This window comes from Brachyspira hampsonii, assembly GCF_001746205.1.
Classification (GTDB): Bacteria; Spirochaetota; Brachyspiria; order Brachyspirales; family Brachyspiraceae; genus Brachyspira; species Brachyspira hampsonii_B.
In genome coordinates, this window is record NZ_MDCO01000010.1 from 52,162 (window position 1) to 65,588 (window position 13,427).

Sequence of the window (13,427 nt, forward strand, 5' to 3'; positions counted from 1 at the left end):
AGCAAATGTTTAAAACAACAGAAAAGCATGAAGAACTTCGTGCCAAAATTAGAGCATGGGCTGAAGAAGTTGTAACTCCAATAGCTCATGAGCACGATCAAACAGGTAAATTCCCAATAGAGGCTGTAAAACAATTAGGTAAAGCTAAACTAGATATAATGGGTTTGCCTTTTGAAACAAAATACGGCGGAGCAGGATTTGATAATATCGCTTATGCTATAGCTGTAGAAGAACTTTCAAGAGTAGATGGAAGTATGGGTGTAATTTTATCCGCACACTGTTCTTTAGGTTCTTATCCTATCTATGCTTTCGGTACTGAAGAACAAAAGAAAAAATATTTAGTTCCTCTTGCAGAAGGTAAAAAATTAGGTGCTTTCGGTTTAACTGAACCTGAAGCTGGATCTGATGCAGGCGGTACAGAAACTACTGCAGAATTAAAAGGTGATCACTATATATTAAATGGTGAAAAAATATTCATTACTAACTCTATAGAAGCTGAAACTTATGTAGTATTTGCAGTTACTACTCCTGGTATCGGAACTAAAGGTATCAGTGCTTTCATAGTTGAAAGAGGTTGGGAAGGTTTTGAATTCGGTGAAAAATATGACAAATTAGGTATACGCGCTTCTGCTACAGCTCAGTTGCTTTTCGATAATGTTAAAGTTCCTAAAGAAAACTTGCTTGGTAAAGAAGGACAAGGATTCAAAATTGCTATGCAGACTCTTGACGGCGGTCGTATTGGTATTGCTGCTCAAGCATTAGGTATTGCTCAAGGAGCTTATGAAGCTGCTGTTGCTTATTCTAAAGAAAGAATACAGTTCGGACGCCCTATAGCTCAACAACAAGCTATCGGCTTCAAACTTGCTGATATGGCTACTAAATTGCGTGCTGCTAGACTTCTTATCTACAGTGCTGCTGCTATGAAAGACAGACATGAACCTTATGGTACTGAATCTGCTATGGCTAAATTATATGCTTCTGAAATAGGTTTGGAAGTTGTAAACCAAGCACTTCAAATCCATGGCGGTAATGGTTATATCAAAGGTGCTTATATAGTAGAAAGAGCTTATCGTGATGCTAAAATTTGTACTATTTATGAAGGTACAAGTGAAATTCAAAAAGTTGTTATTTCTGCTTCTATACTTGGTAAAATGCCTAAATCTCCTGTTGCTGTTGCTGGTCCTATGGCTAAAAAAGGTCCTATCACTGGTGAAAGAAGAAATATTATCTTCAAAGAAGGTTCAGCTCAAGAAAAAGTTGATGCTTTAGTAGCTGCACTTAAAAAAGACGGAATTGACTTCTCTGTAGGTATTGATATTAATACACCTATTATTAATGCTGAAAGAGTTGTTTCTGCTGGTAAAGGTATTGGTGATAAAGGAAATATGAAACTAGTTGAGGACTTAGCTAAAGCTGCTGGTGCTGCTATAGGTTGTTCTCGTCCTGTTGCTGAAGAATTGAAATACTTACCTATCATCAGATATGTTGGTATGTCAGGTCAAAAATTCAATGGTAACTTATATATAGCTTGCGGTATTTCTGGTGCTAACCAACACTTGAAAGGTATTAAAAATGCTTCTATAATAGTTGCTATCAATATGAAAGCTTCTGCTAAAATATTCAAAAATGCTGACTATGGTATAGTTGGAGATGTTAAAGAAATTCTTCCATTACTTACTAAAGCTCTTGATACAGGTGCTAAAAAACCTGCAGAAGTACCATACAAAAAAATGAAAAAAATTACTCCTAAGAAAACAATCGAAATACCTAAAATCTATGTATGCAGCGGTTGTGGTTATGAGTATAATCCATTCATTGGTGATCCAGAATCTGAAATAGCTCCAGGTACAGACTTTACAGCTCTTCCAGATGAATGGGTATGTCCTGAATGTAGTGAAGAAAAAGCTAATTTCATTAAGGCTTAAAATAAATTTAATTAATAATTTTTTTGAGGAGGAAAATAATGCATTGCGTTAGAAAAGTTACTGAAGATTTATATTGGGTTGGAGCGAATGAACATCGCTTGGCTCTATTTGAAAATGTACACCCTTTAACTAGAGGTGTTTCTTATAACTCTTATGTTCTTTTAGATGAAAAAACAGTTCTTTTTGACACAGTTGACTGGGCTGTTTGCAGACAATTCTTAGATAACTTAGAATATGTTTTAAATGGTAAAAAACTTGACTATATGGTTATTAACCACATGGAACCAGACCACGCTGCTTCTATAGACGAAGTTTTAATAAGACACCCTGAAACTAAAGTTATTGCTACTGAAAAAGCATTTATGTTTATGGATCAGTTCGGATTTACTATCCCAGACGATAAAAAAATCCAAGTAAAAGAAGGCGATACTCAAAAATTTGGTAAACACGAAATACTTTTCGTTGCTGCTCAAATGGTACACTGGCCTGAAGCTATGGTTAGCTTTGATACTACTAATGGAGTATTATTCTCTGCTGATGCTTTCGGTACTTTCATCGCTTTAGACGGAAGACTCTTCAATGACGAAGTTAACTTTGATAGAGATTGGTTAGATGAGGCTAGAAGATATTATACTAATATCGTTGGTAAATATGGTCCTCATGTACAAAACTTACTTAAAAAAGCTGGCGGAATTATTGATAAAATTAAAATGTTCTGTCCTTTACATGGACCTGTTTGGAGAAGCAATTTAGGTTATATCCTTGACAAATACAACAAATGGAGTAGTTATGAACCTGAAGAAAAAGGTGTATTAATTGTATATGCTTCTATGTACGGTAATACTGAAAATATGGTTGGCGTTTTAGCTGCTAAATTAGCTGAAAAAGGTGTTACTAATATAGCTATGCATGATGTATCAAGCACTCATGTTTCTTACTTGATTTCTGATACTTTCAAATTAAGCCATATTGTATTAGCTTCTGTTACTTACAACCTTAATATTTATCCTCCAATGCATAACTATTTAGATGATATGAGAGCTCTTAATGTTCAAAAACGTAAGTTTGCTATCATAGAAAATGGTTCTTGGGCTCCTAAATCTGGTACTTTGATGCAAGAGTTCATTGAAGCTAACTTGAAACAATGTGAAGTTTTAGATGCTCAGGTTTCTGTTTCTTCTTCTATGAAAGCTGCTAATGTAGGCGAAATGGACGCTTTAGTTGATGCTTTAGTTGAATCTATTAATAAATAATACCATAATTATTTATTAAGCTATATAATAAAGACCGATTCAGGTGATAAACTTGAATCGGTTTTTTATTAAAACATTATTAAATTTTGACGAAAATAAAAATAATATAGATAATATAGTTAAGGAAATAATTTTTTATGGTAAGTATTAAAAGACAAAGACAGATTAAGTTATTTTGTATATTATCTATTATTTTAATAGTAATAATTTCTTTATTTATTATATTTGGATATTTTCCTTATGGGCTTCATAAAAAAGATATGTCTGAGGTCAAAATACCTAAAGATAATATTGCCTATGTAAGTGTTAAAAGTCTTGATAAAAGTTTACTTAAATTTTCTGATTCTATATATGCTTATAGAATATCTCATGATGAATCTATGTATGACTTTTCTATTTTGCTTAGAAAGGCAGATGCATTTGCAGATAGACTAAGAACAAATGATAATTTTTTTGTTAAAATGGCTTCTAAACCTATATTAAAAAGAAATGCTGCTTTACTTTTTTGGGGGTATAATGGAAATTTGGATAATGCAGAAATTTTTTACCTATTTGATATAGGAAGATTAAATTCTTTTATACTAAGCTCTTTTTTTAATTCTGAGAGTTTAACTATAGATAATATTGATTATGAAGTAAAAAAAATTAATTATAATGGAAAAAGAATATATGCTTTAGATAATGGAAGTCCTTATTTATTTTTTCATTTTCATAAGGGACTTTTAATAGTTACTAAAAACTATAATCATATAAAAAAATTAATTGATTTTCTAAATTCTGATGCTGAAAGTATTAATGAAATAAGATTGCTTAACAATGTTGAAAATAAATATGAATCTGATATTTCTTTTTATGTTAATAAACAGCTTTTTGATTATAATAATTGCGAAGGTTCTTTATTATTTACACCATTAAGATATTTTAATAATGCATATATCATATATGGAAATGCTAAAATAAATGATGATAACGGATTAATTGATATTTTTGTTGATTATGAATACGGAGGATCTGAAAGATATTCACTTTATGGTTTAGAAGGTGAAATAGATATACAGAATTATTTGCCTAAAGAAAAAACTGTTATGTATTTAGCATTAAAGTCATATTTAGCAGGACTTTATCCTATAATATATAATGATTTAAAAATGAATCATAATAATAAGCTTTATTCTGAATTATATGATTTATTTACAAAGATGAATGATGTTTACTCATTTGGAAGCATTATAAATGATTTGTATGGAGAAATGGCTGCGGCATACATAGAATCAAAAAGATCTGAATTAATTTATCCTGTGATTATTTTTAATATAGAAAATGATATTGATTTGCTTCCTAAATTGGAAATAGCACTATTAGAAAAATATGATAATCTTATCAAAAAAGAAAGAAATTACAATAATCATTATATATATTCTTATGATTTAAATAATGGAAATATGTTTTATTATACTTTTATAGATAAAATATATTTTGTCAGTGAGAATGAAAAGGCTATAGAAACTATTATAGACAGTGTTTATGATGGGGAATCTTTAGATACTTATATAAAAGAGCAAATATCAAAAAATATTAATCCTGATTATATATTTACAATACAGCTTTCAAAATCTCAGGATATATTAAAATATTTTAATATACCGTTAAGAACTTGGAGCTATCCTAACAGTATTATAGTTGGGTCTTCTATTAATTCTAATTATACACATATTAATATAGATTTTGAAGCTAATTTTAATAGCGTAAGTAAATAATTAATAATTATCAAAAATTATATAATAGTTGATAAATATCATTATTTGTATATAATTATACTTATTTTTTGGAGTGAAATTTATTTTATGTCAATAATTGATAAATTGTCATTAGTAGAAAAAACTTATGAAGATATAGTACAGAAACTTAATGATGCTAATATAAAAGATAATAGAGTTATACAGGATTTGATGAAAAAAAAATCAGAAATTGAAGATATTGTAGAAGAATATAAAAAATTAAAAGTGGTATTAAAAGAAATTGAAGAATCTAATGAAATGATTAATAATCCTGATACTGACAAAGAACTTAAAGACATGGCATTATTAGAGATAGAAGAACTTAATAAAAAGAAAGAAGATATAATTAATGGACTTAGACTTCTTCTGCTTCCTAAGGATAAAAATGACGGTAAAAATATTATAGTTGAAATTAGAGTTGGTACGGGAGGAGATGAATCGGCATTGTTTGTGGGCGATTTATTTAGAATGTATACTCGTTTTATAGAGAGAACTAATTTAAAAATGGAAATAATAGATACTAGTCCTACAGAGCTTGGCGGATATAAAGAGGTTATATTTTCAGTATCCGGAAAAGATGCTTACAGAACATTAAAATTTGAAAGCGGAACTCATCGTGTACAGAGAATACCTGCTACAGAGTCCGGAGGAAGAATACATACTTCTGCTTCTACTGTTGCAGTTATGCCTGAAGCTATGGAAAGTGATGTTGTAATAAAAGATGAGGATATAAGAGTTGATATATTTCGTTCAAGCGGACCAGGAGGACAGTCTGTTAATACTACTGATAGTGCTGTTAGAATTACACATTTGCCTACGGGATTGGTTGTACAGTGTCAAGATGAAAAGAGCCAGCATAAGAATAAGGCAAAAGCATTAAAAGTTCTTCGTGCTAGAATATATGAGAAAGAAGAAACTGAGAGAAAGGCCAAAGAAGCTAAAGAAAGAAGAGAGCAGATTGGTTCGGGGGACAGAAGCGAAAGAATAAGAACTTATAATTTCCCTCAGAATAGAGTTACAGATCATAGAATAAATGTTACTTTGTATAAATTAGATAGATTTATGGACGGAGAAATTACAGAGATAACAGATGCTTTATTTAAAAAGGAACAAGAGGATATGCTTGCTTCATATTCTGATTAATATTTTATGAAAGATATAGAAAATATATTAGGCGAAGAAAAGATTATTCATAAATTATATGATGATGATCCTGTTATTAGATATATAAAAAGTTTTGATAATGTTTTGTATGCTGATTATTCTTATAGCGGAAATGATTCTTATGAAACTTATGATTCTTTGATTGGATTATTTGCTTATCATAAAGATGATAAATATTTATTCGGCGAATTTGGATATTTTAAAGAAAACAGAGAAGAATTAAAACTTATTGTAAGCGATTATCCTGAATATATAACTTTAGACAATTATAAACTTACTGATGAAATATTCAATGATTTGATTAATTTGCATAATATTTCTATGAATCAGTTTAATGCTTTAATGATAGGAAAAAATGAAATATATTATATAAAATCTAATTCTTTGAAAAAAATTACTTTAGATGAATATATAGCAATTTTTCCTCATAGATATATAAATAACAGAATAAAATTTTCATCAAAATATAATCGCTATGAAAGAATATATATAGATGATATAGCAGAGGATTTAATTTACAGATGTTCCTATTGCGGATGTTCTAATTTTGCTGAAATAATAAATAATGATATTAATAATTTGAGGGATATTGATATTGCTGATTATGATGATAATTCAGAAAAAAGTTTGTATATATGCCAGGTATGCGGTTTGATATCAAGAAGTCCTGATAATATTATGGATTATATTTAATTAATTTTAATAAGAGGTAAAAAATGAGTTTTTTAATATTAGCTGACAGAACTTTTTCTAATGAGTTTTCTATAATATTTGATAATATTTTTAATGATAAGATAAATACTTTAAAAGAGAAATTAAATTGCGATGTTAAATATATAGAAAATAATGATCTTGAAAAAATAGAAAATTATTTAAATAATATATATATAGAAAGCGAGAATTATGATAATATAATTTATATACCAGGCAATATGCCTTTATTTAATGCTGATGAAACTATTAAATTAACTAAGATACATGAAGAAAATATATCGTATTTTAGTTATGGCGAAAATTATCCTTCTGGTATAGTTCCTTTTATAATAAGAAGAACTGCTTTTGAGAAATTATTTAATATTATCAAAACAAAAGATATTAAAGTATCTGAAAATGCTATAAGCAATATTGTATTTGTTGATCCGAATTTTTTTGAAATAGAAATACTTATATCAGAACATGATATGAGATATTACAGACTTTCTCTTTTTGCTGATAGTAAAAGAAATGCTATTTTAATAAAAAAACTTATAGTCTATAAAGATTATAATGAAATGGTTAAGGCAATAGAAGAAAATCCAAGTATTAGAAGAACATTGCCGTCATTTATAGAGATAGATATTAGTAATAGACAAAATGCGTTAAATAAATATTTATTAAAAAATCAAACTATAAAAAATGAACTTTCAAAAGAAGAAAAAAATATTACTTTAGATGAGTTTAAAGCTATTTATGATAAACTTTATAATTTTTGCGGCGATTTTCATATTTCTATAGGAAGTTATTATGAGCCTCTTTTGAATAAAGATATTTTTGATATATTAGAATATTCTACAAGAAATAAAAATGTTCAGGTATATTTAGAAACTAATGCATTGCTTCTTGACAGTGTTAATGCTAAAAGATTATTATCTATGCAGTCAGAGAGAAGTAATCTTAATGTTATTATACATTTAGATGCTGTAGAAGAAGATGTTTATAATAGAATATATGATAATGGTGATATAAAAACTATTATGTCTAATATAGACTATTATTTGCTTAGAGAGCCTAAAAATACTTATTTGCAGATAACAAAACAAAAAGATAACTTTGATTATTTAGCTTCTTATTATAAATATTTTGATAAATATAAAATAGATATTATAATGCAGAAATATTATAATTACAGAGGCATTATAGATGATAATAGAGTGGGGAATATGGCACCTCTTATTAATGTAGGATGCTGGCATTTGGCTAGAGATTTATTTATAGATAGTTATGGGGATATTTATATTTGCAGATTTGATATAAACAAAGAAAAGAAAATAGCTTCTATATATGATGAAAATTTAGAGGATATATGGAAAAAGCTTGAAAATTATTTTTTAGATAATGTTTCTAAGAAATTAGATTTTTGTAATAATTGTGATGAATGGTATTTATATAATTTTTGATTATGGAAAATATAATAGTAAGATATTTAGAGTTTGTTTTGGCTTGTTATGTAGTTAGATTTTTGGCTACTAGATTGATATTAGAATTCCAATCGGTTAAAAAATTTTATTATAGAAGAGAAATACTGCCCGGAGTTCGTAATTGGAATAATAGAATTAAAATGATATATTACTCTGAGTTTTTTTCTTTTATTCAAAGTTTATTAATCGCATTATTTTTTATGGTATTTTTTTATTTTATTCCTTTGAAAGAACATATAAAACTATTTGTAGGATTTTTAACATATTCATCTTTAATAATAGCAGACAAGGTAAGATTTTCAATGCTGCTTACTAATTATCCGTATTCTCTTTTGATTATGGATACGGGAATATTTTTATTTGTGAGTTTTTTGCAATTTATTGTAATGGGCTTTATGAATGCTACATTGTAAAAAATAAGGAAGCTATCTATTTATAATGATAACTTCCTTTTTAATATTTCAGATTAAAAGTTAATTTTGTTCTATAGTTATAGAAGCCCCTATATCCATTGAAGTAGTTTTTCCTCTGTATGTAACTTTTTCGGATATTATAGAATTATCCATAAAGGCATTTGATATACTAACATCTTCAAATATGATACAATTTTTTAATATAGAGTTTTCTATTTTAGAGTTCTTTCCAATATGTACATAAGGACCTATTACTGAATTTTCTATTTTTACATCCTTATCGATAAATACAGGAGGTATTATAGCAGTGTCTTTTATACCTTTACTTAATATATCATGTTTAATAATAGATCTATTCGTTTCTATCATAGTGGATTTTTCACCGCAGTCATACCAGCCATCTAATTTGAATGTTTTGAATATTATTGAGTTTTTTATCATATATTCCAAAGCATCTGTAAGCTGATATTCATTTTTAGTTTTTATATCATTTTTGATAATATAATCTATAGCTTCAAATAATTCTTTAGTATTTACTATATTATACATTCCTGTAAGAGCTAAATTGCCTATAGGTTCTTGAGGTTTTTCAACTAATTTTTTTATAATACCTTGTTCATTCAATATTGCTATTCCGAATCTGCTTGGATTGTCAACTTCGCATACACCAAGAGAGTTTTCATTTTTGCTTACTATATTTGAAAGATTTAATTTAAATATTGTATCGCCCAAAATAATAAATATTTTATCATCATCTTTTATATATTCCTTTGTAAGCGATATGGCATGAGCTAAACCTTTATACTCTTTTTGTTCTACAAATCTAAGTGTTATATTTTTATATTTATCAGTCAAATATTCAATCATTTTATCTTTTAAATATCCAACTATAAATATTATTTCTTCTAAATCCTGTATTGAAGATATTTCATTCATTATGAAATCTATAATTGTAGAACCTGCTATAGGAAGTATTGGTTTTGGTTTTGTAATTGTATGGGGTCTTAATCTAGTGCCTTCTCCGGCTGCCGGTATAATAATTTTCAATTTTATAATCCTTAAAAAATCTTTTATATATATTGCTATACTATATATAAAAGATTAATAAAATCAATATCTTTTTATTATTTTATTAGATTAACTAATAAAGCATTAGCTAATTCTTCATTAGAGCCATTTAAGTATTTAACTAATTCCAAAGCAAAAAATACAGTAGTAGCAGGACCTTTAGAAGTAATAACATTATCATTGCAAACAACAATATCTTTTTCTACATATTCGCCGCCTTTAACAGCACTTTCACAGCTAGGATAACAAGTGTATTTTCCTTTAATAACCCCAGCCTCTCCAAGAACTATAGGAGAAGCACATATTGCTGATACTAATTTTTTAGCTTCATACATGCTTTTAAGTTTTTCTAATACTCTTTTATCATCTTTTAGATTATTCATTCCGCCGTAACCGCCTGCAAGTGATATACCATCAAAATCAGAGTTAACTATTTTTTCAAAAGAAGTGTCCGCTTTTATTATAATATTATGAGATCCTTTTACTTCTAAATTATCAGTTAAAGAAGCAGTTACTACTTCTATATTTGCTCTTCTTAAAACATCAATAATAGTAATAACTTCAATTTCTTCTACGCCTTCTGCTAATGGAACAAGAACTTTTTTTGACATATATTGTAATCTCCTTTTATCATAATTCTTATTATTTATATAATAGTTTATATTTATAATATTGCAAGCTATTTTATAATTGAAGCATAATTATCTTAAAATATAAGTTATATTAAATTATTATTTTTTATTACTTCTGATAAAAATTGTTTGATAGCAATGTATAGCCGCCTTTGGAGGATTTGATATACGCTTACAATTTTTATATTTAGCTTTTTAGTATTCAAAAATTATTATTTAATTGCATTATTATTTAATTTTTCTATAGCTTTTTCATATCCTAAATCAGCAGATTTCTGTAAGAATTTTTTAGATTTCACTAAATATTTTTCTTTTATCTCTTCATCTTTTTCATGTTTAGAGAGTATATTATAAAGTTTATATAAATCATAATAGGCTATATAGTCTTCGTTATTAAATTCCAATGTTTTTTTTAAATATTTTATTGCTTTTTTATATTTCTTTTTTCTTCTATAAGCTACAGACATTAAGTAGTATGCATCAGAATACGCTTCATTTTTTAATATGCTTTTTTCTAAATCTTCTATAGCCTTATCATAATCTTTTTTGTTTAAATAAACTTCTGCTCTGTAATAGTAGGCATCGCTGTCATGCGGATATATTTCTATAGATTTATTATATGTATCTATTGCCTTGTCATAATTTTCCATATCATGATAAACTCTTGCTAAATTATGATAGGCATCTAAATTATGAGGATCTATTTCTATAATTTTAATCAGATCATTAATAGCTTCATCGTATTTTTTATTTTGTATATTATTTAATGCACTATAAAAATATTTGTTTTCTTCACTAATCATATTATTATCCTATTTTTATATTAAAAATTACAATATATAAATTATACAAAAAATAATAAGTGAATGCAAATTTATATTCACTTATTATATATAAAAAAATTATGATATAACAATAAAAAAGCCTTATTAATTTGATAAATCTTTTATTAAATTATGAGCTTCTTCAAATCTTCTTTTTATTTCTTTCCAATTTTTCTCTTCCATCAAGTTTCTAGGACAAAGCCAAGAGCCTCCGCATGCAAATACATTTTTGTTTTGCAAATATTCTTTTACATTGTCAATACTCACTCCCCCTAAAGGCATAAACTTAACACCTGTATGCTGATAAACAGGAGCTATATTTTTTATCCAATTAATGCCTCCAAATAAACCAGCATGGAAAAATTTTATATATTTATGCCCGTAAGCTAAACATTGCTCAACTTCAGAAGGTGTTGCAGCACCTGGTATATAATTATATTTTTTAGTTTTAGCATATTCCAACATTACAGGCTGAAAACCAGGGCTTATTATTAAATTAGTTCCCAAATCAAGTATTATGTCTACTTGTTCTGTACTTAAAACAGTAGCAGCTGCCCTTGGAAGAGTAGGGTAGTCTTTTACTAATATTTCTAATGCTTTATATCCGTATTCTGTTCTAAGTGTTAATTCTATAGAAGGCAGAAACTCCAAACAAAGTTCAGCTATATTTCTTATCTCTTCTTCATTTTCTACAACCACTACAGGTATAATTTTATTTTGTATATATTTTTCAAACATAAAAACTCCGTAAAAAATAATAGGTAATTTTAATTTATCATACTTAACTATTAAAGTAAATATTAGAATTATTAAAACATATATTTTCTATTATATTTCCTAAAAATTTAATATCATTAGGCACTTCGCCGTCTTCTGCCCATTTTCCTATTAAATTGCATAGTATTCTTCTAAAATATTCATGTCTTGAGTATGAAAGAAAACTTCTTGAGTCAGTGAGCATTCCTACAAATAAGGCTAAAGAACCGCTGTTTGCAAGTACTTTTAATTGTTCTTCCATTCCATCTTTATTGTCTAAGAACCACCAAGCAGAACCAAGCTGCATTTTACCTTTTATGCCTTCATCTTGAAAACAGCCCATAAGTGTAGAAAGCGGATAATAATCTTTATTGTTAAGACTGTAAAAAATAATTTTTGGGAGTCCTCCGTTATTATTGGCCGTTTTTAATAATGATGATAATTTTTCTATAATATTAGAATCTCCTACAGAATCATATCCTGTATCAGCACCTAGTTTTTTAAACATTACTTCATTATTGTTTCTCATAGCAGAAATATGTATCTGCATAACTAGTTTTGCTTCTTTATATTTTTGAGTTAATTTGATAAGTATATATGTTTTGTATTTTTCTATTTCTTCTAAAGACAATTTTTCTTTATTCATAGCTTTTTTGAAAATAGTATCTATATTATTTTCATCATATAAATTAAAAGGCACTAATGACAAGGAACAATCGCTTGATACGCAGCCTAAAGTTTTAAAATAATCTATTCTTTTATATAAAGCTTCAACTAATGATTTTATATCTTTTATATTAACAGAACTTGCTTTTTCTAACTTTTTTATATATTCGCTGAAGTCCGGCATTTCTATATTAATAGCCTTATCTGGTCTGAAAGAAGGAACTATATTTGTATCAATTTTACCTATTTGAGCTTTTCCTTCATTTATTAATTTATGATATTCTAAATCATCTATCGGATCATCAGTAGTGCCTATTGTATGAACTTTAAATTTTTTAAGAATATCTTTAACAGTCATATTCTGTAATTTTTCATTAGCTTTTTTCCAAATTATATCAGCATTATCTTCGTTTATAATTTCATAAATATCAAAATATCTTTGAAGCTCCAAATGACTCCAATGATATAATGGATTTCCTATTAAATTAGGCACAGTTTTTACCCAAGCTCTGAACTTATCATAATCTTCAGCATCTCCTGTTATAAATTTCTCATCTATTCCATTTGCCCTCATCATTCTCCATTTATAATGATCTCCGTAAAGCCAAATTTCAGTGATATTATTAAATTTTTTATTTTCGGCTATTTCTTTAGGACTCAAATGACAATGATAGTCAAATATAGGACATTTATAAGCATAATCATGAAAAAGTATTTTAGCTGTGTCATTATATAATAAAAAATCTTTATCCATAAAATTTCTCATAATAT

12 protein-coding genes are annotated in these 13,427 nt (G+C 27.3%); 7 read left to right on the plus strand and 5 right to left on the minus strand.

Annotation, left to right across the window (positions count from 1 at the left end; genetic code table 11):
• Positions 1-5 precede the first annotated feature (5 nt).
• The 7 genes from BFL38_RS15460 (at position 6) to BFL38_RS07890 (ending at position 8,710) form a co-directional block, all read left to right on the plus strand.
• Entirely contained in the window at positions 6-1,925 is a 1,920-nt protein-coding gene (locus tag BFL38_RS15460) for an acyl-CoA dehydrogenase family protein (protein WP_083249407.1), read from the plus strand.
• A gap of 38 nt (positions 1,926-1,963) precedes the next feature.
• On the plus strand, positions 1,964-3,178 hold the full coding sequence (locus BFL38_RS07865; RefSeq protein WP_069726538.1) for an FprA family A-type flavoprotein: 1,215 nt from the start codon (positions 1,964-1,966) through the stop codon (positions 3,176-3,178).
• 137 nt (positions 3,179-3,315) lie between these two features.
• Positions 3,316-4,935: a hypothetical protein gene (locus tag BFL38_RS07870; RefSeq protein ID WP_069726539.1), complete on the plus strand. Its 1,620-nt coding sequence runs from the start codon at positions 3,316-3,318 to the stop codon at positions 4,933-4,935.
• 87 nt (positions 4,936-5,022) lie between these two features.
• Entirely contained in the window at positions 5,023-6,099 is a 1,077-nt protein-coding gene (gene prfA / locus BFL38_RS07875; protein WP_069726540.1) for a peptide chain release factor 1, read from the plus strand.
• Between the two features lie 6 nt (positions 6,100-6,105).
• Positions 6,106-6,813, plus strand: coding sequence for a hypothetical protein (locus tag BFL38_RS07880; protein ID WP_069726541.1), 708 nt, complete (start codon positions 6,106-6,108; stop codon positions 6,811-6,813).
• Positions 6,814-6,836: 23 nt separating this feature from the next.
• Positions 6,837-8,276, plus strand: a complete 1,440-nt coding sequence (locus BFL38_RS07885) for a spiro-SPASM protein (RefSeq protein WP_069726542.1) — start codon at positions 6,837-6,839, stop codon at positions 8,274-8,276.
• A gap of 2 nt (positions 8,277-8,278) precedes the next feature.
• Complete coding sequence (locus tag BFL38_RS07890; RefSeq protein WP_069726543.1) at positions 8,279-8,710, plus strand: hypothetical protein; 432 nt, start codon at positions 8,279-8,281, stop codon at positions 8,708-8,710.
• A gap of 60 nt (positions 8,711-8,770) precedes the next feature.
• Here the strand turns inward: BFL38_RS07890 and BFL38_RS07895 are convergent, their stop codons facing one another.
• From BFL38_RS07895 to uxaC, 5 genes are all read right to left on the minus strand, one after another.
• Positions 8,771-9,757 carry a sugar phosphate nucleotidyltransferase gene (locus tag BFL38_RS07895; protein WP_069726544.1) on the minus strand — a complete coding sequence of 329 codons (987 nt, stop codon included), beginning with the start codon at positions 9,755-9,757 and terminating at the stop codon, positions 8,771-8,773.
• A gap of 77 nt (positions 9,758-9,834) precedes the next feature.
• Positions 9,835-10,389 carry a DJ-1 family glyoxalase III gene (locus BFL38_RS07900; protein ID WP_069726545.1) on the minus strand — a complete coding sequence of 185 codons (555 nt, stop codon included), beginning with the start codon at positions 10,387-10,389 and terminating at the stop codon, positions 9,835-9,837.
• A 233-nt stretch (positions 10,390-10,622) separates the two neighbouring features.
• Positions 10,623-11,213 (minus strand): tetratricopeptide repeat protein, encoded by a 591-nt coding sequence (locus tag BFL38_RS07905; RefSeq protein ID WP_069726546.1) that lies wholly within the window; start codon positions 11,211-11,213, stop codon positions 10,623-10,625.
• A 126-nt stretch (positions 11,214-11,339) separates the two neighbouring features.
• The gene (locus BFL38_RS07910; protein WP_069726547.1) at positions 11,340-11,972 is read right to left on the minus strand and encodes a bifunctional 4-hydroxy-2-oxoglutarate aldolase/2-dehydro-3-deoxy-phosphogluconate aldolase; all 633 of its coding nucleotides are present in this window, start codon (positions 11,970-11,972) and stop codon (positions 11,340-11,342) included.
• A gap of 43 nt (positions 11,973-12,015) precedes the next feature.
• Positions 12,016-13,422, minus strand: a complete 1,407-nt coding sequence (uxaC, locus tag BFL38_RS07915; RefSeq protein WP_069726548.1) for a glucuronate isomerase — start codon at positions 13,420-13,422, stop codon at positions 12,016-12,018.
• Between the last annotated feature and the right edge of the window lie 5 nt (positions 13,423-13,427).

Bases quoted from the DNA above. Each gene is read 5' to 3' on its own strand.
- uxaC (WP_069726548.1), bottom strand. From the start codon at position 13,422: ATGAGAAATTTTATGGATAAAGATTTTTTATTATATAATGACACAGCT.
- BFL38_RS07905 (WP_069726546.1), bottom strand. From the start codon at position 11,213: ATGATTAGTGAAGAAAACAAATATTTTTATAGTGCATTAAATAATATA.
- BFL38_RS15460 (WP_083249407.1), top strand. From the start codon at position 6: ATGTTTAAAACAACAGAAAAGCATGAAGAACTTCGTGCCAAAATTAGA.
- BFL38_RS07885 (WP_069726542.1), top strand. From the start codon at position 6,837: ATGAGTTTTTTAATATTAGCTGACAGAACTTTTTCTAATGAGTTTTCT.
- BFL38_RS07910 (WP_069726547.1), bottom strand. From the start codon at position 11,972: ATGTTTGAAAAATATATACAAAATAAAATTATACCTGTAGTGGTTGTA.
- BFL38_RS07865 (WP_069726538.1), top strand. From the start codon at position 1,964: ATGCATTGCGTTAGAAAAGTTACTGAAGATTTATATTGGGTTGGAGCG.
- BFL38_RS07890 (WP_069726543.1), top strand. From the start codon at position 8,279: ATGGAAAATATAATAGTAAGATATTTAGAGTTTGTTTTGGCTTGTTAT.
- BFL38_RS07870 (WP_069726539.1), top strand. From the start codon at position 3,316: ATGGTAAGTATTAAAAGACAAAGACAGATTAAGTTATTTTGTATATTA.
- BFL38_RS07880 (WP_069726541.1), top strand. From the start codon at position 6,106: ATGAAAGATATAGAAAATATATTAGGCGAAGAAAAGATTATTCATAAA.
- BFL38_RS07900 (WP_069726545.1), bottom strand. From the start codon at position 10,389: ATGTCAAAAAAAGTTCTTGTTCCATTAGCAGAAGGCGTAGAAGAAATT.
- prfA (WP_069726540.1), top strand. From the start codon at position 5,023: ATGTCAATAATTGATAAATTGTCATTAGTAGAAAAAACTTATGAAGAT.